20 protein-coding genes are annotated in these 20,235 nt (G+C 36.9%); 11 read left to right on the top strand and 9 right to left on the bottom strand.

All coding sequences use genetic code 11. The features are described from left to right. Positions 1-105: 105 nt before the first annotated feature. The 7 genes from B5488_RS04150 to B5488_RS04120 all read left to right on the top strand — a co-directional run bounded on the left by B5488_RS04150 (position 106) and on the right by B5488_RS04120 (position 6,964). A complete protein-coding gene (locus tag B5488_RS04150; protein ID WP_079736523.1) occupies positions 106-1,056 on the top strand; it encodes an isopenicillin N synthase family dioxygenase in 951 nt (316 codons plus the stop codon). A 3-nt stretch (positions 1,057-1,059) separates the two neighbouring features. Then, on the top strand, positions 1,060-1,410 hold the full coding sequence (locus B5488_RS04145) for a translation initiation factor (protein WP_079734118.1): 351 nt from the start codon (positions 1,060-1,062) through the stop codon (positions 1,408-1,410). A 25-nt stretch (positions 1,411-1,435) separates the two neighbouring features. Continuing rightward, the gene (locus B5488_RS04140; RefSeq protein ID WP_079734117.1) at positions 1,436-2,368 is read left to right on the top strand and encodes a DUF1835 domain-containing protein; all 933 of its coding nucleotides are present in this window, start codon (positions 1,436-1,438) and stop codon (positions 2,366-2,368) included. A gap of 1 nt (position 2,369) precedes the next feature. Further along, on the top strand, positions 2,370-3,239 hold the full coding sequence (locus B5488_RS04135) for a nucleoside phosphorylase (protein ID WP_079734116.1): 870 nt from the start codon (positions 2,370-2,372) through the stop codon (positions 3,237-3,239). 205 nt (positions 3,240-3,444) lie between these two features. Next, positions 3,445-5,499 (top strand): polyphosphate kinase 1, encoded by a 2,055-nt coding sequence (gene ppk1, locus B5488_RS04130; RefSeq protein WP_079734115.1) that lies wholly within the window; start codon positions 3,445-3,447, stop codon positions 5,497-5,499. Continuing rightward, on the top strand, positions 5,496-6,347 hold the full coding sequence (locus B5488_RS04125; protein ID WP_079734114.1) for a substrate-binding domain-containing protein: 852 nt from the start codon (positions 5,496-5,498) through the stop codon (positions 6,345-6,347). Before ppk1 ends, B5488_RS04125 begins: the two co-directional genes overlap by 4 nt. A gap of 41 nt (positions 6,348-6,388) precedes the next feature. Continuing rightward, on the top strand, positions 6,389-6,964 hold the full coding sequence (locus tag B5488_RS04120) for a hypothetical protein (protein ID WP_079734113.1): 576 nt from the start codon (positions 6,389-6,391) through the stop codon (positions 6,962-6,964). 2 nt (positions 6,965-6,966) lie between these two features. Here B5488_RS04120 and B5488_RS04115 read toward each other — a convergent pair whose 3' ends face one another. Beyond that, positions 6,967-7,632, bottom strand: a complete 666-nt coding sequence (locus tag B5488_RS04115) for a uracil-DNA glycosylase (protein WP_079734112.1) — start codon at positions 7,630-7,632, stop codon at positions 6,967-6,969. A gap of 47 nt (positions 7,633-7,679) precedes the next feature. Between B5488_RS04115 and B5488_RS04110 the strand changes: the two genes are divergently transcribed. Further along, positions 7,680-9,866 (top strand): endonuclease MutS2, encoded by a 2,187-nt coding sequence (locus tag B5488_RS04110; RefSeq protein WP_079734111.1) that lies wholly within the window; start codon positions 7,680-7,682, stop codon positions 9,864-9,866. Positions 9,867-9,868: 2 nt separating this feature from the next. Then, complete coding sequence (locus tag B5488_RS04105) at positions 9,869-10,282, top strand: thiol-disulfide oxidoreductase DCC family protein (RefSeq protein WP_079734110.1); 414 nt, start codon at positions 9,869-9,871, stop codon at positions 10,280-10,282. Here B5488_RS04105 and B5488_RS04100 read toward each other — a convergent pair. Together B5488_RS04100 and aroC are read right to left on the bottom strand one after the other, a co-directional pair. After that, positions 10,279-11,631: a dicarboxylate/amino acid:cation symporter gene (locus tag B5488_RS04100; protein WP_079734109.1), complete on the bottom strand. Its 1,353-nt coding sequence runs from the start codon at positions 11,629-11,631 to the stop codon at positions 10,279-10,281. The genes B5488_RS04105 and B5488_RS04100 overlap by 4 nt on opposite strands. Before the next feature lie 28 nt (positions 11,632-11,659). Further along, positions 11,660-12,724, bottom strand: coding sequence for a chorismate synthase (gene aroC / locus B5488_RS04095; protein ID WP_079734108.1), 1,065 nt, complete (start codon positions 12,722-12,724; stop codon positions 11,660-11,662). Between the two features lie 177 nt (positions 12,725-12,901). Here aroC and B5488_RS04090 point away from each other — a divergent pair, with 177 nt between their 5' ends. Continuing rightward, on the top strand, positions 12,902-13,696 hold the full coding sequence (locus B5488_RS04090) for a UDP-2,3-diacylglucosamine diphosphatase (protein WP_079734107.1): 795 nt from the start codon (positions 12,902-12,904) through the stop codon (positions 13,694-13,696). Positions 13,697-13,699: 3 nt separating this feature from the next. On the opposite strand, the gene B5488_RS04085 is transcribed toward B5488_RS04090, so the two are convergent. The 5 genes from B5488_RS04085 to B5488_RS04065 form a co-directional block, all read right to left on the bottom strand. Further along, positions 13,700-13,918, bottom strand: coding sequence for a hypothetical protein (locus tag B5488_RS04085; protein ID WP_231919805.1), 219 nt, complete (start codon positions 13,916-13,918; stop codon positions 13,700-13,702). Between the two features lie 125 nt (positions 13,919-14,043). Continuing rightward, positions 14,044-14,646: a DinB family protein gene (locus tag B5488_RS04080; RefSeq protein ID WP_079734105.1), complete on the bottom strand. Its 603-nt coding sequence runs from the start codon at positions 14,644-14,646 to the stop codon at positions 14,044-14,046. Between the two features lie 70 nt (positions 14,647-14,716). Continuing rightward, on the bottom strand, positions 14,717-15,151 hold the full coding sequence (locus B5488_RS04075; RefSeq protein WP_079734104.1) for a VOC family protein: 435 nt from the start codon (positions 15,149-15,151) through the stop codon (positions 14,717-14,719). Between the two features lie 88 nt (positions 15,152-15,239). Beyond that, positions 15,240-15,602, bottom strand: coding sequence for a nuclear transport factor 2 family protein (locus B5488_RS04070; protein ID WP_170065285.1), 363 nt, complete (start codon positions 15,600-15,602; stop codon positions 15,240-15,242). Between the two features lie 48 nt (positions 15,603-15,650). After that, positions 15,651-16,037, bottom strand: a complete 387-nt coding sequence (locus tag B5488_RS04065) for a VOC family protein (protein WP_079734102.1) — start codon at positions 16,035-16,037, stop codon at positions 15,651-15,653. Positions 16,038-16,214: 177 nt separating this feature from the next. Here B5488_RS04065 and B5488_RS04060 point away from each other — a divergent pair, with 177 nt between their 5' ends. Next, complete coding sequence (locus B5488_RS04060; RefSeq protein WP_079734101.1) at positions 16,215-17,201, top strand: GlxA family transcriptional regulator; 987 nt, start codon at positions 16,215-16,217, stop codon at positions 17,199-17,201. Between the two features lies 1 nt (position 17,202). Here the strand turns inward: B5488_RS04060 and B5488_RS04055 are convergent, their stop codons facing one another. After that, complete coding sequence (locus tag B5488_RS04055; RefSeq protein ID WP_079734100.1) at positions 17,203-20,121, bottom strand: FAD-binding and (Fe-S)-binding domain-containing protein; 2,919 nt, start codon at positions 20,119-20,121, stop codon at positions 17,203-17,205. Positions 20,122-20,235 lie beyond the last annotated feature (114 nt).

Below are 20,235 nucleotides of genomic sequence, written 5' to 3'. Positions count from 1 at the left end.
TAACCAAAAATATAAATGCTAAGAAATTTAAAAAGCCTCGTTAGCTCCCGTAATTTTATTTAACTTTGTGTGTTAAATTCTCAAAAAACTAAGCATATTATGGCGATGAATAATATACCCAGCGTAGATCTTGCCGATTTTCTTTCAGAAGATCCAAACAGAAAACAAAAATTTGTTGAAGAGATTGGCAAAGCTTACGAGGATATTGGTTTTGTAGCTTTAAAGAATCATTTTCTTGATAATGAACTGGAAGAAAATCTCTATAAAGAGGTAAAAAGTTTTTTTGCACTTCCTTTAGAAGTAAAGAAAAAATATGAAATAGAAGGTCTTGCCGGCCAGCGGGGCTATATTTCCTTCGGAAAAGAACACGCAAAAGGTAAAAAAGAAGGTGATCTTAAAGAGTTCTGGCATTTTGGGCAGGAACCAGCTGAAGATGCAAATCTTACTGAAAAATACCCCGAAAATGTACAGGTTTCTGAACTTAAGGATTTTAATAAGGTAGGAATGGAAGCTTACCGAATGCTGGAAAAAACCGGAATTTATGTGCTGCGTGCATTAGCTTTATATATAGGGCTCGAGGAACATTATTTTGACCATTGGGCCAGCAACGGAAATAGTATTTTAAGGCCTATCCACTACCCTCCTATTACCGAAGAACCTAAAGGTGCTGTAAGAGCCGGAGCTCACGGAGATATAAACCTTATTACTTTACTCATGGGTGCTTCTACCGGTGGTTTGCAGGTTTTGAGAAAAGATGGCGAATGGATTGATGCTGTACCTCAGGAAGACGAGTTGGTAATTAATGTTGGCGATATGTTAGAAAGACATACCAATAATAAATTGCGCTCTACAATTCACCGTGTGATAAATCCACCCAAAGAACAATGGAGCAAACCACGATATTCCATACCTTTCTTTATGCACCCAAGAAGTGAAATGCGACTTGATTGTCTTGAGGAATGTATAGATGAAGAAAACCCAAAACAATACGAAGATATTACCGCCGGTGATTTTCTACATCAGCGTCTGGTAGAAATCGGACTCCTAAAAAAGTAAGTTATGGCAAAGAAAAAACTCGGGCTAGAAGATTTGGGCGGTTTTGTTTTTTCTACAAATGATGATTTTGAAGGTAATGAAAACATTGAAACCGAGGAAACATTATCCCCCGAAGATCAACAACTGGAAGCACATTTTAGCAGTAAGGGTCGCGGTGGTAAAACCGTAACTATTATTAAAGGTTTCCAGGGAAATAATGATGATTTAGTTATTCTTGGAAAGAAACTCAAGAAAAAATGTGGTGTGGGCGGCTCGGCTAAAGATGGTGAAATTATTATCCAGGGAGACGATCGTGAGAAGATTATGGAACTGCTTAGAAAAGATGGTTATAATGTAAAACGGGTAGGTGGGTAGTTTTGCCTACTTTTAAATTTTTTCTATGAAAAGTAAAGCCCTGCATATTGTAAACGGTGATAGTTTAACCGAACAGGTTGAACAACTGGAGGTTTCCGGGCAAATTATTGTTTGGCGGGAACTGTTGTGTGAAGGACCATGCGTTAAAGAAGTGGGTTCATTAGAATTCATTAAAAAACGAGAAAAATTCCTGGAAGAAGCTTACGATATTTCTTCTGAAGAATATAAAGAGCGATTTGTTTCCCAACTTAAAAAATTAAAAAAAGCCAAAGATTACGATCACGTAGTACTCTGGTTTGAATTCGATCTTTTTTGCCATATAAATATGCTGGCAGCCATAAGTTTTTACAGGGAACACCAGCCCAAAGTTCCTTTTTACCTTGTATGCAGTAAACGACTTAAAGGGGAAGATGAATTTTTGCCGCTTTCCAGCCTGTCAGAAAAACATCTAATTAACCATTTTAAACATAAAATTGAATTAAAGGAAGAAGACCTTGAAATCGCTACACTAGTTTGGGAACTCTACTGCAGCAATGACCCCATGAAACTGAAAAAACAGATAAAGAAAACTTCCAATTTTGAATATCTTTCCAGTTGCATAAGGGCTCATATAGAACGTTTTCCCAATAGTAAAACCGGTATCAATTCGCTGGAACGAAATATACTTAAACTTGTAGAAAATCAGCAAATCACCTCTATTAACCAATTGTTGGGTTATGCGCTGCAGTACCAGGGATATTACGGTTATAGCGATTCTCAAATGGAAAGGGTACTCAATAAATTATCTATTTTCTACACGCTGGAGGATAATCGTGTGGTATTAACCTCAAAAGGTCAGGATGCTTTAAACCAAAAGAAAAATTTTTACCAGGAACTTAAGAACGAAGAATATTTGGGAGGTGCTCGAATTTTTGATTTTCTCTATGATTCCGAATCCCATAAAGTTTTAAAATTGTAATATGCCAATAGAAGCTTCAGAATTTATACAAAATAGTGATGGTAGTGTTTACCATTTAAATTTATTGCCAAAACATCTCGCAAACACGGTAATTTTAGTAGGTGATCCCGATAGGGTTGAGAGAATTACAAGACATTTTGATAAAGTTGAATTCAAGATAAAAAAGCGGGAATTTTACACTCAAACAGGCTATTATAAAGGAAAACGCATTAGTGTAATGTCTACGGGAATTGGTCCCGATAATATTGATATTGTACTTAACGAACTTGATGCTCTTGTAAATATAGATTTTGAAACCAGGGAAGTTAAAGAAGAAATTACCAGTTTAGATATTATTAGAATTGGAACTTCAGGTTCTATTCAAAAAGAAATTCCCGTAGATTCATTCTTAATTAGTGAAAGCGCCATTGGCTTTGACGGACTTTTACATTTTTACGAGAGCGAGCATATTCAAAATGCAGAATTTGCCGAAGCTTTTAGTGAACATTTAAATTGGTTTAAAAAGAAAGCTGCACCTTATGTGGTAAATGGTAGTGAAAACCTTATTTTCCGTATGGAGTCTCCCAAAGTGTATAAAGGGCTAACCGCTACTAATATTGGTTTTTACGGTCCCCAGGGAAGGATTTTGCGCATAGCGCTTCAGGATAATAAAATGAACGATAAACTGGCTTCATTTGCATTCAACAATAAAAAGATAACCAATCTTGAAATGGAAACTTCAGCAATTTATGGCTTATCCAAATTGTTGGGACATAACGCGATTTCTATGAATGCAATAATTGCCAATCGTGCCGCGGGAACGTTTTCTAAAAATCCCAAAAACACCGTAGATGAACTTATTCAATATAGTTTAGAACAATTGGCAAAGTAAACTACTTCGGCCCAATCTCATGAGGCATTTTACGAGAAAAATTTTTTGATTCGAAGCAAGCCTCGCAGTATTGGAATCTCGATTATCGAGTAAACTTTTGGCTACTTATTTGAGAGCTTCAAATCTTTCTTAGCGCGCATTTAACAGAAAATTAAAAGCAAACCTCTGCCCTTATTTGTATTTTTGGTTAAACCACTAATCAATAATGCAGGAACCACAAGAAATTCCATTAAGGCATCGAGACCTTAACTGGCTGAGTTTTAACGCAAGAGTCTTACAGGAGGCAGAAGATAAGATCAATCCGCTTTACGAGCGGATTCGTTTTTTAGCTATTTTCTCTTCTAATTTAGATGAATACTTTAGGGTAAGGGTTGCACAGCTTCGCCAAATGAAACGTGTGGAGAAAAGCATTCGTAAAAAACTCGCCTTAAAACCTACCAAAACTACAAAAGAAATCCTTGAAGAAGTAAAACGGCAGCAACACAAATTTGGCGAGATTTACCAGAAACAAATTTTACCTGAACTTGCTAAAAATGGTATTCTTCTTATAGATGCTCAACATTTTAATAAGGCACAAAAAGAATTTGCCGCTCACTATTTTCAGGAAAAAGTAAAACCTCATATTAAGCCGGAAACAATAGATCTTGAAGAAAAAAATGAGCTTTTCCTTAAAAATGCTGAATTGTATTTCGTAGTTAGCTTCACCAATAAAGAAAAACTCGGAATTGTAAATATCCCGGTAGCTGTTTGTGGCAGATTTGTTAACCTGAGAGGCGATGGTGAAGATAATTCTATAACTTATTTGGATGAAATTGTAAGAAGCCAGGTGAGTTCTATATTTAAAGATCAAAATATTGAAGGAGTTTATGAAATTAAGCTTTCACGCGATGCTGAGCTTTATATTGAAGATATTTATGAAGGGGTTTTAGCTGAAAAAATATACGATTCGCTCGCTCAAAGAACCGATGGACAGCCTACCCGACTATTATACGACGCAGAGATGCCCAATTTTCTTCATAAGAAAATTAGAAAACTCCTGAAGCTGGGTAAGATTGATATGATGCCCGGAGGAAAATACCACAATTTTAACGATTTCTTTTCCTTCCCCGATCCTACAAATAATCCAGAACTTCAGTATAAAAAGTTTCCAGAAATAGAACATAAAGAGTTATCAAAATCCAGTAATTATTTTGATACCATTTCAGAAAAAGACCAGGCCGTGCATTTTCCTTATATGTCTTTTGCATATGTGGAAAATTTCCTGGAACAAGCGGTAAACGACAAAAATGTAACCGCTATAAAAATCTCTTTATATCGCGTTGCAGATGAATCAAGGTTAACCAGCCTCCTTTTAAAAGCTTTGGAAAACGGAAAACAGGTTACCGTGTTTGTAGAAGCCAAGGCCAGGTTTGATGAAGAAAACAATATTATTTGGGGCCGAAAATTTGAGAAAAAAGGCGCCAATGTAATTTATTCTTATCCCAAGATTAAAGTACATTCCAAAATTATGCTCGTGCAGCGTATGGAGGGCGAAGACCTGGTGAATTATTCCTATATAGGCACCGGTAACTTTAATAGCGAAACCTCAAAGATTTATTGTGATCACGCTATTTTCACTTCAAATAAACAAATCGCCAAAGAATTATCACGATTATTCAAAGTACTGGAAGGAGAATTGATTATTCCGCGGGAAAAAAACCTATTAATCTCACCGTTTTCTACAAGGCAGGAATTTATAAAACTTATCTACAACGAAATTGATTACGCCCGGGAAGGTAAAAAAGCGAAGATAACAGCCAAAATGAATAGTCTTGAAGATCCCGAAATAATCGAGTTGCTTTACAAAGCCAACAATGCCGGCGTAGAAATAAGACTGCTGGTTCGTGGTTTTACCTGCCTAATTCCCGGAGTTAAAGGTTTAAGTGAAAATATTTATATTACCAGTATTGTAGATAGGTATTTAGAACATGGTCGCATCTATATTTTTGAAAACGGTGGTGATGAAAAGATCTATTACGGTAGTGCCGACTGGATGACGCGTAATCTTTCCCGACGCATAGAAGTGCTCTCCCCTATTCTGGATAAAGATGTAGCACAGGAATTCAAAGAAATCCTTGAAATTCAGCTAAACGATAATGTAAAAGCAAGAATCCAGGATGCCGACGAAAAGAACGTATATGTAGACCGAAAGGAAACCGAAAAACCAGTGCGTTCACAATATGAAATTTATAATTATTTAAAAGAAAAACATACCAAATGAAGACTATAAAAGTAGGCGGTGTACCAGAACATTTTAACCTTCCGTGGCACTTATGTATAGAAGAAAAACTTTTTGAAGCACGTGGCATTAATGTAATATGGAAAGATTTTCCAGGGGGCACCGGTGCTATGAATAAAGCTTTGCGAGCTGGAGAGATTGATGCCGCAGTAATTTTAACCGAAGGCATTTTAAAAGATATAATTTCTGGAAATGAAAGTAAAATTATTCAAACTTACATAGGTTCTCCTTTAGTTTGGGGAATTCATGTAGCGGCCGCATCTAAATATAAATCGGTTGAAGAACTTAAAAATACTAAGGCCGCAATTAGCCGAAAAGGCAGCGGCTCACATCTTATGGCGTATGTAAATGCCCAAAATCACACCTGGAATACCGAAGAGCTCGAGTTTGAAATAGTAAAAGATCTGGATGGCGCGGTAGAAGCTTTAAAAAATGATAAAGCCCAGTACTTTATGTGGGAACATTTTACCACCAAACCTTTGGTAGATAATCATACCTTTAGAAGACTTGCCGACTGCCCTACCCCGTGGCCTTGTTTTGTGATTGCTGCCAGAAATGAAAGTTTAAAAAATGAACCGGACCGACTTAAAACAATGCTGGAAATCTTAAACAGGGAAACCCAACGATTTAAAAATCTTCCTAAAATTGCCGAAAAGTTATCGGAGAACTACGATCAGCGCCTGGAAGATATTGAAAAATGGTTGAATATTACACACTGGAGTCAGGAGCAAATAACTGAAAACGAGGTAGAAAAGGTGCAGGATAAATTATTAGAGCTTAATTTAATTTCGAAAAAACAACGATCATCCGAATTTATTCATAATTTGTAGGCCAATTAATCATCAATCATTAGTCATCAATTTCTACTTTTATGAAAAAATTATCATTGCTATTTTTATTACTAATTTCTTCAGTTACTTTCGCGCAAGACTCGCAAAAGACCCAAACTACCGAACCCGATAAAAGAGATATCACTCAAAATGAATTAAGCATTGGAGCGCTTAATCTTGTAGCATTTGGTGCTTTAGATATCACATACGAGCGTATTATAGACCCGAATTCCAGTTGGGCAGTAGAAGCTTTTATTCAGGCCTTAGATAAAGACAGTGAGGACGTGGCAGACGCTTTTTATAAAGATTTATCACTAACTGGGAAATACAAATATTTCTTTGGAGACCGTTACGCCCGCGGATTTTATGTTCACGGCTTTGGAATGCTTTCCAGCGGTGAATATGACGATAATTATGTGGTTGGCCCAGATGGTTATGGTTATTACGAAGATGAAAATTACACCGATTTTGCCCTTGGTTTTGGAGTTGGTGGTAAATTTGTCTCTACCGGTGGATTTTTCCTAGACCTGGGTGCCGGAATTGGTAGAAATTTATTGAGTGAAAATTCTCCAACAATTGTGGGCCAGTTTAACGTAAATCTTGGATTCCGATTTTAGGCTTACCAATCTATCGGCTCTTTACCGTTTTCTTTTAAATAGGCATTTGCTTTGCTAAAATGCTTATTTCCGAACCAGTAACCTCGGTTTGCGCTTAATGGTGAAGGATGCCCGCTGGTTAAAATAAGATGTTTAGAGGAGTCAATTTTGGCTCCTTTCTTTTTGGCATAACCGCCCCAAAGTAAGAAAACTACATTTTCTTTTTCAGCAGAAATAATCTCTATCACCCTATCGGTAAACCGTTCCCATCCTTTCTTCTGGTGCGATCCTGCCTGGTGTGCTCTAACCGTTAAAGTAGCATTCAGCAACAAAACTCCCTGGTTTGCCCAGCGTTCTAAATTTCCGGAATCTGGCACCGGTCTCCCCAAATCTTCTTTAATTTCTCTAAAGATATTTTGAAGCGATGGCGGAGTTTTAATTCCATCATTTACCGAAAAACAGAGTCCGTTGGCCTGCCCCGGCCCGTGATATGGATCCTGACCCAAAATAACAATTTTGGTGTTGGGAAAAGTAGCGTGCTCAAATGCCGAAAAAATATCTTTGCCTTTTGGGTAGCAAGTGTTTTCGGTATATTCGTTTTTTACAAATTCTGCCAGGTTTTTAAAGTAATCCTTTTCAAATTCTTCGGCGAGTTCTTTTTTCCAGCTGGGGTGTATATCTACCTTCATTTTAATTGAGTAAATTTGCAGAACCTCAAAAGTAGGGAAATTTATTTATGATTAAAATTGCACCAAAGAGCCTTATAGACCTCGAATTTCCTGTAGTTTGCCAGCAAATTTCAGATTTATGCATTACAGGACCGGGAAAGGAGAAAGCTTTAAAACTTCAACCTTATAAAACGGGTAAAAAAACACTGTTCGGACTTCATCAAACCAATGAGTATGTAAGTTCAAAAACGCGCGAAAGCCGAATTCCAAATCACGGCTTCGATTCAATTAAAAATGAATTACGCACGTTGGAGATTGAAGATTCTATCCTTGAAATTGGAAGTTTCAGAAAGATTTATAGCCTTTCAGAAACCGTAAATACCCACATTAAGTTTTTTAGAAAATTCCAGGAACATTACCCTAGTTTGTTTGAAACCACTGCAGAGGTAGAATACACCACCGAAATTGTAGATAGTATTGGCGCGGTGATCAACAAATTTGGCGAATTAAAAGACGATGCCACACCGCATTTACAACAAATTAGGCGGTCTATAAATCAGGTAAAAGGTCAAATTAACTCCAGTTTTGCTAAAGCACTTACCACTTATCATTCTTATGGATATTTAGATGAAATTCGAGAAAGTGTGGTAGAAAATGTTAGGGTTTTAGCGGTAACCGCAATGCACCGCCGTAAAGTTAAAGGGGGCATTTTAGGAAATTCAAAAACCGGCAGCATTGTTTATATTCAGCCAGAAGCAACTTACCAGTATACTCGCGAACTCAATAATCTTGAATACGAAGAAAAAGAAGAAATAAAGCGCATTTTAAAGGAACTCACCAATAAAATAAGACCGTTTAAGCCACTTTTAATAGATTATCAGGATTTGCTTTGTGAGATAGATGTTATTGCAGCGAAAGCCAAATATGCTGAAATGACCAATGGTTTACTGCCAAAGATCACCAAAGAGCGGGAGCTTCAATTAAAAGATGCCTATCACCCACTACTCTATTTAAGCAATAAGAAAAAAGGTGATAAAACCTATCCGCAAAGTATTGAACTCGCAAAAGACAACAGGATTATTGTGATCTCAGGTCCTAATGCCGGCGGAAAAAGTATCACTTTAAAAACCGTGGGTTTATTGCAGGTAATGCTGCAAAGCGGAATTTTAGTGCCGGTTCACGAGTATAGCCGAATGTGTTTATTCGAAAAAATATTAACCGATATTGGGGATAATCAGTCTATAGAAAATCATTTGAGTACCTATAGTTACCGACTGAAGAATATGAATTATTTTCTTCGGAAATGTGACGATAGAACACTCTTCCTAATCGATGAATTTGGAACCGGAAGTGATCCCGAACTTGGCGGCGCCTTAGCTGAAACTTTCCTAGAAGTATTTTACGAAAAAGAATCTTTTGGGATTTTGACCACCCATTACGCAAATTTAAAAAAGCTGGCCAACGAGGTGCCCAATATGAGCAATGCAAATATGCTTTTTGACTCCAGTAGCCTGGAGCCAATCTATAAATTGCAGGTTGGGGAAGCCGGAAGTTCGTTTACTTTTGAAGTTGCTCAAAAAAATGGTATTCCTTATAGTTTAATAAATCGCTCCCGAAAGAAAGTTGAAAAAGGAAAAATAAGGTTTGACCGCAGTATCGCCAAGCTTCAGCAAGAACGTTCTAAACTTCAAAAAACCACCGATTCCCTGAAGACCAAAGAACAGAAAGCGGCCATAGAAAAAGATAAACTTGAAGAAACAAATAACAGGATTCAGCAGAAACTGGAAAGCTACCAGGAATTATACGATAGCAACCAGCGACTCATTTATATGGGGCAAAAAGTGAATGAGCTAAGTGAAAAGTATTTTGAAAATAAAAAGAAGAAAGAGCTTATTGGCGAATTTCTGAAGTTTGTTGAAATAGAAAATTCCAAGCGAAAAAAGGAATCGGCGAAGGAGCGAAAAATTCAGAAAGAAAAAGAGAAAAAAGTTCAGCAGGAAGTTAAAAAAGAGTTTTCTGTAATTAGGAAAAAGAAGAAGGAAGAAAAAGCAAAAGTTTCTGAAAAAGAACGCCAGGAAGCCAATAAACCTAAAATTCCGCCTAAAATTGGAGATAGAGTGCGGTTAGAAGATAGCCGATCTGTAGGAACTTTAGATAAAATTGAAAAAGGAAAAGCAATAATCAACTACGGAATGTTCACCACGCAAGTTGACGTGGAAAAACTGGAACTGGTGCAGGCAATGAAAAAGAAATAACTATGGAAATTCCAAAAGATAAGAAAATCGTCCTTTTTGATGGCGTTTGCAATCTTTGCAACGGTGCAGTCACTTTTATCATTAAACACGATAAAAATGATGTATTTCGATTTGCCTCATTACAAAGTGAAATAGGAAAAAAACTGGTAGCAGAACGTGGTATGGATCCTGAAGAATTAGATTCTATAATCCTTATTGATCCGGGAGTTGCTTATTATAGAAAATCTACCGCTGCCCTGGAAATTTCACGAGAACTTTCCAATGGTTATTCCTTCTTAAAAAATCTCCTGTTTATTCCCGAAAGTTTACGGGATGGTATATATAATTTTGTGGCCAATAACCGCTACAAATGGTATGGCAAAAAAGAAAGTTGTATGATTCCTACCCCTGAATTAAAATCAAAATTCCTGGATTAAGCTTTCTCTTTTTTCTCTATTTCAGTTTGATTTTCTTCTGCATCACTATCTGGGTGATAATCGTCATCCCATTCCTTAACATTGGGTGGTCCCATTTTATCTACAGATTTTGCTACCATTAAAGCCACGGCAGCATCACCGGTAACATTTACCATAGTTCTACACATATCAAGAGGCCTGTCTACTGCAAATATTAGTGCTAATCCCGCTTCAGGAATACCGGCCTGTGCAAGTACAATTACCAACATCACCATTCCTGCTCCGGGTACAGCAGCTGAGCCTATAGAGGCTAAAGTAGCCGTAGCTATAATCCCAAGTTGAGCCCCAAGACTAAGATCCATACCAAAAGCCTGTGCGATAAAAACTGCGGCAACGGCCTGGTAAAGGCTTGTTCCATCCATATTAATTGTAGCTCCAATAGGCAACACAAAGCTGGATACTTCCCTGCTTACGCCCATATGCTCTTCTACCCTTTCCATTGTTACCGGTAAAGTTGCGGCACTGGAACTTGTTGAAAAAGCCAGTAATTGTGCAGGGGCAATCCCGTTTACAAAGAAAGAAGGTTTGTTTTTTGTTACAATCCATACTAATAGAATATAGAACCCTATCATTAATGCCAAACCAATTAAAACAGTTACCCCATACATTGCAAGCGCGGCAAAGAGGTCTGTACTCGGTGATTCTACCACCAGTGCAGCTAGAAGGGCAAATACACCATAAGGTGCGGCGAGCATAATAAGATCTATCATTTTAAGAATGACTTCATTAAAGCCATCAAAAAAATCTTTAACCGGTTTTGCGGCTTTTTCAGGAATAAGAATAAGTCCGATTCCAAAGAAAATAGCGAAGAAAATCACCTGCAGCATATTGGCATTATCACCCGCCGCAGCAAAAATGTTTTCAGGAACAATATCTTCTAAAGCCTGTAAAGGGCCAGATTCTCTCTGTTTATCGGCATTGGCTTTAATCCCCGATGCATCGCCCTCATAACTTGTAATAAGATCTTGTTGAGTTTCTGCGGTAATAGCGTTCCCCGGTTTGATAAGGTTAACCATTCCAAGACCTATAGTTACGGCCACAATAGTGGTGAAAATATAGATCCCAATGGTACGCGCTCCCATTTTTGAAAGCTTTGAGATATCTTTTAGATCTGAAATTCCTTTTACTAAAGACGCCAAAATAAGCGGCACTGCAATAAGTTTTAGGGCGTTGATAAAAATATTCCCAAAGGGTTTTATCCAATCTCCAATAAACTCAGATCCCCAGCTAAAATTGGTAAGAATTAGGGCAAAAATCACCCCGGCAGCCATTCCGAGTAAAATCTGCCAGTGCAGTGCAAGTTTTTTCATGCTAAGTAAATTTCAGGATTTAAATCAATTAAATTTTTGAACTTTTATTCTGAAGAAAATAATCGGCGATTACCAATGCGGCCATTGCTTCAACAATAGGCACTGCTCTTGGAACAACACAAGGATCGTGTCTTCCTTTTCCTTGCATTTCTACATTTTCGCCTTGTTTATTTATGGTTTCTTGTTTTTGCATAATTGTAGCCACAGGTTTAAAAGCTACATTAAAATAAATATCCATTCCGTTAGAAATTCCGCCCTGTATTCCACCGCTTAAATTGGTTTTTGTGGATCCATCATTATTAAAAAGGTCGTTATGTTCACTTCCTTTCATTTTAGTACCTTCAAATCCGCTGCCGTATTCAAAACCTTTTACCGCGTTTATGGAAAGCATGGCTTTACCCAAATCGGCGTGAAGTTTATCAAAAACCGGTTCTCCCAGGCCTTTCGGCATATTTTTAATCACACATTGTACGGTTCCACCAACGGTATCTCCTTCTTTTCTAATTTGCTTAATGTAATCTTCCATTTTTTCTGCGGAAGCAGGATCTGGGCAACGTACTGCATTGGTTTCAATAAGACTGAAATCAAGTTCTTTGATATTCTTATCGAGTTCTATTTTTCCAACTGAAGCCGTATAAGCATTAAACTGAATATCTTTTAAAAATTGTTTCGCCACAGCGCCGGCCACTACCCTGCAGGCAGTTTCCCGGGCAGAAGATCTTCCGCCACCACGGTAATCACGTACGCCATATTTTTCATCGTAAGTATAATCGGCGTGACTGGGACGATACGAATCTTTTATATGCGAATAATCTTTAGATTTCTGATTTGCATTTTTAATCACAAAACCAATAGGAGTTCCGGTAGTTTTTTCTTCAAAAATTCCCGAATAAAATTCTACGGTATCGGGTTCTTTTCTTTGAGTAACAATAGCCGACTGACCGGGTTTTCTGCGATTGAGTTCAGCCTGAATCTTTTCCAGATCAAGCTGAATTCCGGCGGGACAGCCGTCTATAATTCCTCCAATGGCCTGCCCGTGGGATTCTCCAAAAGTGGTGAGTTTAAATAATTTTCCGAAGGAATTTCCTGCCATTTTAGTGATTTTGAACAAATGTAATTTTTTCAGTCAATATTTGAAAATGTAAGTTGATTTAATATTACGTTAACAAATTGCCGACAATTTAATGATTTGATAAATATTCAATAAAGCAGATTAAAGGTTTTAAATTCTTTAATTCCTGTTCTTTGTAAACAAAAGAAAATCAAGCATTTGTCAAGTAAGAGAAAGCCCGAAATAGTCGTGATTTCAGATGTGCACCTTGGAACCTTTGGCGCCCACGCTACAGAACTTATGGATTACCTGGAAAGTATTCAGCCTAAAAAACTGGTGCTTAACGGAGATTTTATAGATATCTGGCAGTTTAGGAAAAGTTATTTCCCAAAATCCCACCTTGAAGTTATTAAAAAGATCATTGATTTTAGCACCAACGGAACCGAGGTTATTTATATCACCGGGAATCACGACGAGTTTCTAAGAAAATTTAGCGACACACAAATTGGCGATTTGCAAATTACCGATAAGTTAGTTTTGGAGTTAGATGGTAAAAAAGCCTGGTTTTTTCACGGTGATGTTTTTGATGTTGGAATTCACAAAGCAAAATGGATCGCCAAACTTGGCGGTTGGGGTTACGATTTATTGATCCTGATTAACCGCTTGTTGAACTTTATTCTAGTGAAAATGGGCAAAAAGAAATATTCGCTATCCAAAAAAATTAAAGACAGCGTAAAAAATGCCGGGAAATTTATTGCAGGATTCGAAAAAACCGTTTCAGATCTTGCTATCGAAAATGGCTATAAATATGTGATTTGTGGCCATATTCACCAGCCTAAAATTATAAGAAAAACCAATAAAAAAGGAACCTGCCTGTATTTGAATTCTGGCGATTGGGTTGAAAATTTAAGTGCTCTTGAATACGAAAATAAGAAATGGAATCTCACTTATTACCATCAGCTCAAAAAACAACCTGAAAAACACATTCTCGCAGCTATTACAGTGATAAAATAAAAATTAGTCGGGCAATTCTTCAGCATAGAAACCTTTTTCAGCAATTAAATTTATAATAGAATCCTTGCAAATATCATTGCTAAAAGATTCAATTCGTAGAATATTATCGCAATCTTCAAGATCAAAATTCGCTATATAATTACTAAAGTTTAAGTGAATAGAATTGATAAATTCATTGGCCAACTCGGTCTCTGTAATATTGGTTTTAAATACTCTAACCATCTTTATTTTATTTTTTGGTTAAGCGTTTCTGTTCAAACTTCTTTAATGTTTTTTATTAGTAACAGTTCTATTGATAAGTTACAGGATCTAAGGTTAAATTATAGTTAAGAAGCTAAGAGTCAGGTTTATTCAGGAAATTCTTCCGAAGCTTTTATCTCCTCAATCTGAAGCGTATGTCTTGCGGTGTGCCCGGCAATAAACAGCATAGATTGATAAGCATCTACTGCGCCAAAAGGAGAATCGCTAATATGATTTCTGAAAGTTTCTAATTGGATATGCTCTATAAAATCCAGTACCAATTGCCGTTGTTTTTTAAAATCTACCATAGCTTCTTGAGGGCTGTTATATTTTCCCTCGCCCGTTAATTCATCAGTAGCCTGGGCCTTCTTACTTCTGTCTTTTATTCCTTCAATTAAATCTTCGTCTTTAAATTTCACCTCCCCTTTTCTTTCCGGATTTTTAGGTTTTTCCAGTTCGCTTTTGGCCATTTCAAACAGCATTTTTTCCGTTAAAATAATGTGTTCGATACATTGGCTAATAGACCATTGATCTTCGGAAGGTTTAAAATGCATTTGCTTTTCTGAAAGTCCGGAAATTTTATTTTTCAAATGCTCCGTTGTTTCTTCAAAATAATTGAACAAAAATTCCTTGTTGTTCGTATTTAGCTGAGCGGTAAGCGGCATACTTGCTATTAAAAACAAAGCAATACCTAAAATTGAATTTTTCATTATTGGATTTTATTTTTTGTTTCTATTGATTCTGTATTCTAAAATTTGCCAGATCTGGCAGATTTAAAATTTATTTCTCGATTGGATAATTCAGCATCCATTTTATCCCAAATTTATCTGAAAAACTCGCGAAAAGATCACCCCAGAACATTTCTTCCAGGGGCATTTCAATTTCACCACCGGCAGAAAGTTCTTTGAATATATGGCGGGTTTCTTCTTCGCTTTTTGGAGTTACAGAAACATAATTACTGCTACCAAAAATGGCTTTTTGCCCAAATTCTTCAATACAGTCAGATCCCATTAAATCGCTGTCTCCAATGGGCAGGGAAACGTGCAAAATATAATTTTCATATTCCTTCGGCAATTTATCTGGTCCTTCTTCGCTCGGTGGCATATCTTTAAAGCGCATCAAGTGTGAAAAATCACCTCCAAAAACCGATTTGTAAAAGTTAAAAGCTTCTTCGGTTTTGCCGTTAAAATTTAAATAAGGATTTAGTGTTGCCATTGTTTCTTAATTTAATTGATTGTATGTTTTGATTATAATACTTCAAGAGGCCCTGAAACAAGTTCAGAGTGATGAAAGCTTTTTGAAATTATTTCTTCTTCAAAAGGATTACATACGAAGTCATCTTCTTAATCTTCGCTTTTTTAAATCCGTTGAATTCATAGAGGTCGCAAAACCCATAAGCTTTTTCTTCGCCGTTATGCTTCATTCTGAAATGTCCATTTGCGGCGGCTGTTTTTCCATGAGTAATCACTTTATCCATCGTCATTTCCAGCATCTCAATATCCTTCATAGCTGCCATTTCCTTCTCAATTTCTTCTTTACCATTGCTGGTTTTTCCTCCAATCATTTCCCAAACAATATCATCGGCCATACAATCTAAAACAAATGGAACATCTCCTTTTGCAAACGCCTCATTAAGCTCCTGGATAAATTTTTCCTTTTCTGTCATACTTTTCATTTTTTATAAACCTCATAGGTTTGAAATTTGAATGCTTACTTAACTTTTCTCTTCTAAAATTGATATAATATTTCCCGCCCGGTCTTTAAACCATGCAAGATTTGGTTCTTTTCCATCGCTTCTGCATATCCCCTTTTTATCGGTTTCAATTTCCCCTTCATATCTTTCAAACTTCACCCCTATTTTTGTTAGGTGATTCACAGCTTCATCTATATTTTCTACCGGAATATTCAAGACAGTAAAATCTGCCGGTTGGTGCTCTGGTTTTGGATATATAAGTATGTTATTATTACCAGGAATTTCCAATTCAATAAGTCCCATAGGATTATTTATAACTGAAAATCCCAGTACATTTTTATAAAATTCCTCTGCCTTTTCTAAATCGTTTACCGAAAAGCCGCTAAAAACTGCTGAATACTTAAACATTTTACATTAATTTATTGGTTATCATAAAATTACGGAGTTTTTAGTAAAAACATCTGGGGGAAATACGCCAAAATTTAGGGGAGTATGCGACAAACAAGTTTTAGAGTTAATAAATTAGTTCCTTGATTTTCAGAATAAATCAATAATAAATTCGTTTTAGATATAATAGAAAGACAGATGAAAAAACATATTTCCATACTAATTCCAAGGGGCCATACCAGTTTGGTAAATATTGTTGGTGCGCATCAAATTTTCAATCAGGTGAACGGCTTTTTAGCTGAACGTGGTAAGAAACCACTCTTTGAAGTAGAACTGGTGGGAATTTCGAATCCTACCGAGCAAACCAACGGACTTTTTTCAGTTAAACCGGAAAAAATGATTGCTGATATTACTAAAACCGATCTCATTATTATCCCGGCCATTCATGATCAACCAGAAATTGCGCTTAAGCGGAATAGAGATTTTATACCCTGGCTGAAAAAGCATTATAAGGATGGAACTGAAATTGCTAGTTTATGTGTTGCAGCATTTTTTTTGGCAGAAACCGGACTTTTAGATGGAAAACAATGTTCAACTCATTGGATACACGCTGAAGATTTTAAAAACCGCTACCCCAAAGCCAACCTGGTGGCCGATAAAATTTTGACTGAAGATTCTGGGATTTACACCAGTGGAGGTGCCTATTCCTATTTAAATTTACTTCTGTATTTAGTTGAAAAATATGCCGGTCGCGAAATGGCTATTCTTACTTCCAAAGCTTTTATGATAGATATGGATAAAGCCGAGCAATCTGCTTTTAGGATTTTTGAAGGCCAGAAAAATCACGAAGACCCAACTGTAAAAAAAGTTCAGGAATATATTGAAAACCATTTTTCAGAAAAATTTAATGTAGACGATTTAGCCAAGCGTTTCGCCCTAAGCCGGCGAAGTCTGGAACGCCGATTTAAAAAAGCAACCGATAACACGATAAGCCAGTACACACAACGGGTAAAAGTGGAAGCCGCCAAACGCAGCCTGGAAACTTCCCGTGAAAATGTGGGAGAAGTAATGTTTGAAGTCGGTTATTCTGATGAAAAAGCATTTCGCAACACCTTTAAGAAAATAACCGGAATTTCCCCGGTGCAATACCGAAACAAATACAATCGCGCACGGGCAACCTCTTAATTTAAACCAAAGCTTCCCGTAAAATACTCACAGGATGTTTGGCTTCCCGTTGTGTACCATCAAAAATTTGGTGGCGGCAACTCGTTCCATTGGCTGAAATCACTGTCTCTTTAGACGCTTTTCTAACTGCGGGGAACAAAGTTTGTTCACCAATATTCATACTTACTTCATAATGTTCTTTTTCATAACCAAAAGAGCCGGCCATGCCACAGCAACCCGAAGGAATAATACTCACTTTAAAGTTCTTCGGAAGGTTTAAAACATCAAAAGTCACGGCCGTATTTGAAAGTGCTTTTTGATGACAATGCCCGTGAATTTTAATAGTTTTTTCTTCTGAAGTAAATTGTTCCGGATTTATATTACCGAGTGCGATTTCCTTTTTCAAAAACTCTTCAATGATAAAAGAATTTTTCGCCAGGTTTTCAGCATCGGTTTTATTTTCGGCTAAGCGCAAATATTCATCTCGGAAAGTTAAAATAGCAGATGGTTCCAGCCCGATTAAAGACCTTTCTTCAGAAATTAAATCTTTAAAAATAGTTATGTTTTTATTCGCAAAAATCTTTGCTTCTTCCAGGAAACCTTTAGAAATATGACTTCTACCGCTTTCTTCGTGCTTTATAAATTCTATTCGGTAATTAAGTTTATGCAATAATTCTAACGCATCAATTCCTATTTCTGAATCGAGGAAATTCGTGAACTCATCATTAAAGAAATATACCGTTTTGAGAGGATTTTCAAGTTGAAAACGCTTCTTATTCTGCTTATAATAATTAGCCAGGGTTCGCTTTGCCAAAATAGGTAAATTCCTTTCTGGTGCTACACCCATCACCTTTTTAACGATGCTGGAAGTAAACGAATTTTTAAAGAAAAAATTAGCAATCCCGTGAGTTTTTGAAGCCAGGCTATTCATTTTACCGTTATTGGCGAAAGCTTTACTGCGTAAACTTTTTCCGTTTTCTCTTTGATATTGATACTGAAATTCTGCTTTTAAAGCTGCAACGTCAACACTAGAGGGACATTCACTTTTACAACCTTTACAACTAATACAAAGATCGAAAGCTTCCTTTATTTCTTCATGGTTAAACCTATTGCTTTTATCTGAATTGGTTAAAAATTCGCGAAGAGTATTGGCTCGTGCACGTGTGGTATCTTTTTCATCTTTAGTAGCGCGATAACTTGGGCACATGGTACCACCGGCTTCAGCCGATTTTCTACAATCGCCGCTACCGTTACATTTTTCAGAAAGTTTTAAAATTCCTTCAGATTCTGAAAAATCCATTAAGGTAGAAATCTCGGGTTCTTTTCTATCTACTTCATACCGAAGGGAAGTATCCATTGGTGCGGTATCGGTGATTTTGCCGGGATTAAAAATATTGTCGGGATCAAAAGTGAATTTAATATCTTTAAGGATCTGGTAATTTTTGGGACCGATCATCATTTCAATAAACTCGGCCCTTACCCTACCATCTCCGTGCTCACCGCTTAAAGAACCGTTGTATTTTTTCACCAATTTAGCAACATCGGTGGTAATACTTCTAAAGAGCTTTACATCTTCAGATTTCTTTAAATTCAAAATAGGTCGTAAATGAATTTCCCCGGCACCGGCGTGGGCGTAATAGACAGCATCCTGGCCGTAGCTTTTCATAATTTCGGCAAATTCAGCAATATAATCGGCTAAATATGGAATTGCTACCGCAGTATCTTCAATACAGGCCACAGCTTTTTTATCACCAATAATATTACCCAAAAGTCCGAGACCGGCCTTTCTCAATTCCATTGCCAGTTCAATTTGTTCGCCCATTAAAACCGGAAAAGCATAACTTAAATTGGAAGCTTTTAGGGTTTCTAACACACGCTGACTTTGTTCCTGGACTTCCTGAGCGGTATTTGCCCTAATTTCCAGCATTAAAATTGCCTTGGGATCGCCTTCAATAAAAAACCGGTTTTCTTTATATTTTAGGTTTTGTTTGGTACAATCTAAGATGGTCTTATCCATCATTTCGCAGGTATACAGCGAATGCCTCATCACTGGCACTACAGCTTGCATACAGCTTTCTATACTATCAAAATGAGCTGCGATCATTGCTGCTTCTGGTGGTTGCAAATCGTCTAGCTTCAACGTGATTTCGGTGGTGAAGGCTAAGGTGCCTTCGCTACCGCAGAGCAATTTGCATAAATTTAAAGCTTCAGTAGATCCTTCAGAAAAAACTTCAGCATAAAGTAATTCATCTATCGCGTACCCGGTATTTCTTCTATGTAAACTTTTTGGCGGATATTTTTCAATGAGCTCTTTTTTGTTTTCTTCAGAAGATAGGTGTTTGTGAATATTCCGATAAATCTCACCTTCCAGACTTTTGAGCTTTAATTTTTCCTGAAATTCTTCCGTAGAAATATCTTTAAATTCAGCTTCGCTCGCATCGCTTAGTATTGTTTTTAAAGAAACTAATTTTTCGCGTGTTGTACCATATTTAATAGAAGTGGTTCCGCTGGAATTATTTCCTACCATTCCGCCAATCATACATCGATTGGAAGTTGAAGTATTTGGACCGAAAAACAAGCCGAATTCATTTAAAACCCTATTCAGGTCATCACGAATTACCCCGGGCTGCAAGGTCACGGTTTTCGCTTCCCGATCTATTTTTATGATTTTTGTAAAATGTTTTGAAACATCTACCACGATCCCATCGCCCACACACTGCCCCGCCAACGAGGTTCCCGCCGTTCTTGGGATTAATGAAGTTTTATTTGTTTTTGCAAATTTTATAAGCTTCTTTAAATCGTTTTCGCTTTTTGGATAACAAACTGCCAAAGGCATTTCGCGGTAAACGGAAGCATCGGTTGCAAAGATTGATCGCCATAACTTATCGTCATATAACTGGCCGTCAATTTGCTGGGATAGTAGGTTAAGTTTTTCTTTCATAATTATGGGTTAAAAATAGAAAATTTCCCCTAAAGCGCTTAACAGATCTTTAAACAATATTAACAATAGATTGGCTTGCCATTAGTTTTTGGATCGATTTTAACATTTAAATTT

It is taken from the genome of Salegentibacter salegens, from assembly GCF_900142975.1.
In the GTDB taxonomy this organism is placed as follows: Bacteria; Bacteroidota; Bacteroidia; order Flavobacteriales; family Flavobacteriaceae; genus Salegentibacter; species Salegentibacter salegens.
Note: the sequence above shows the minus strand (reverse complement) of the source record. Positions and strands in the feature narration are given on the sequence as shown.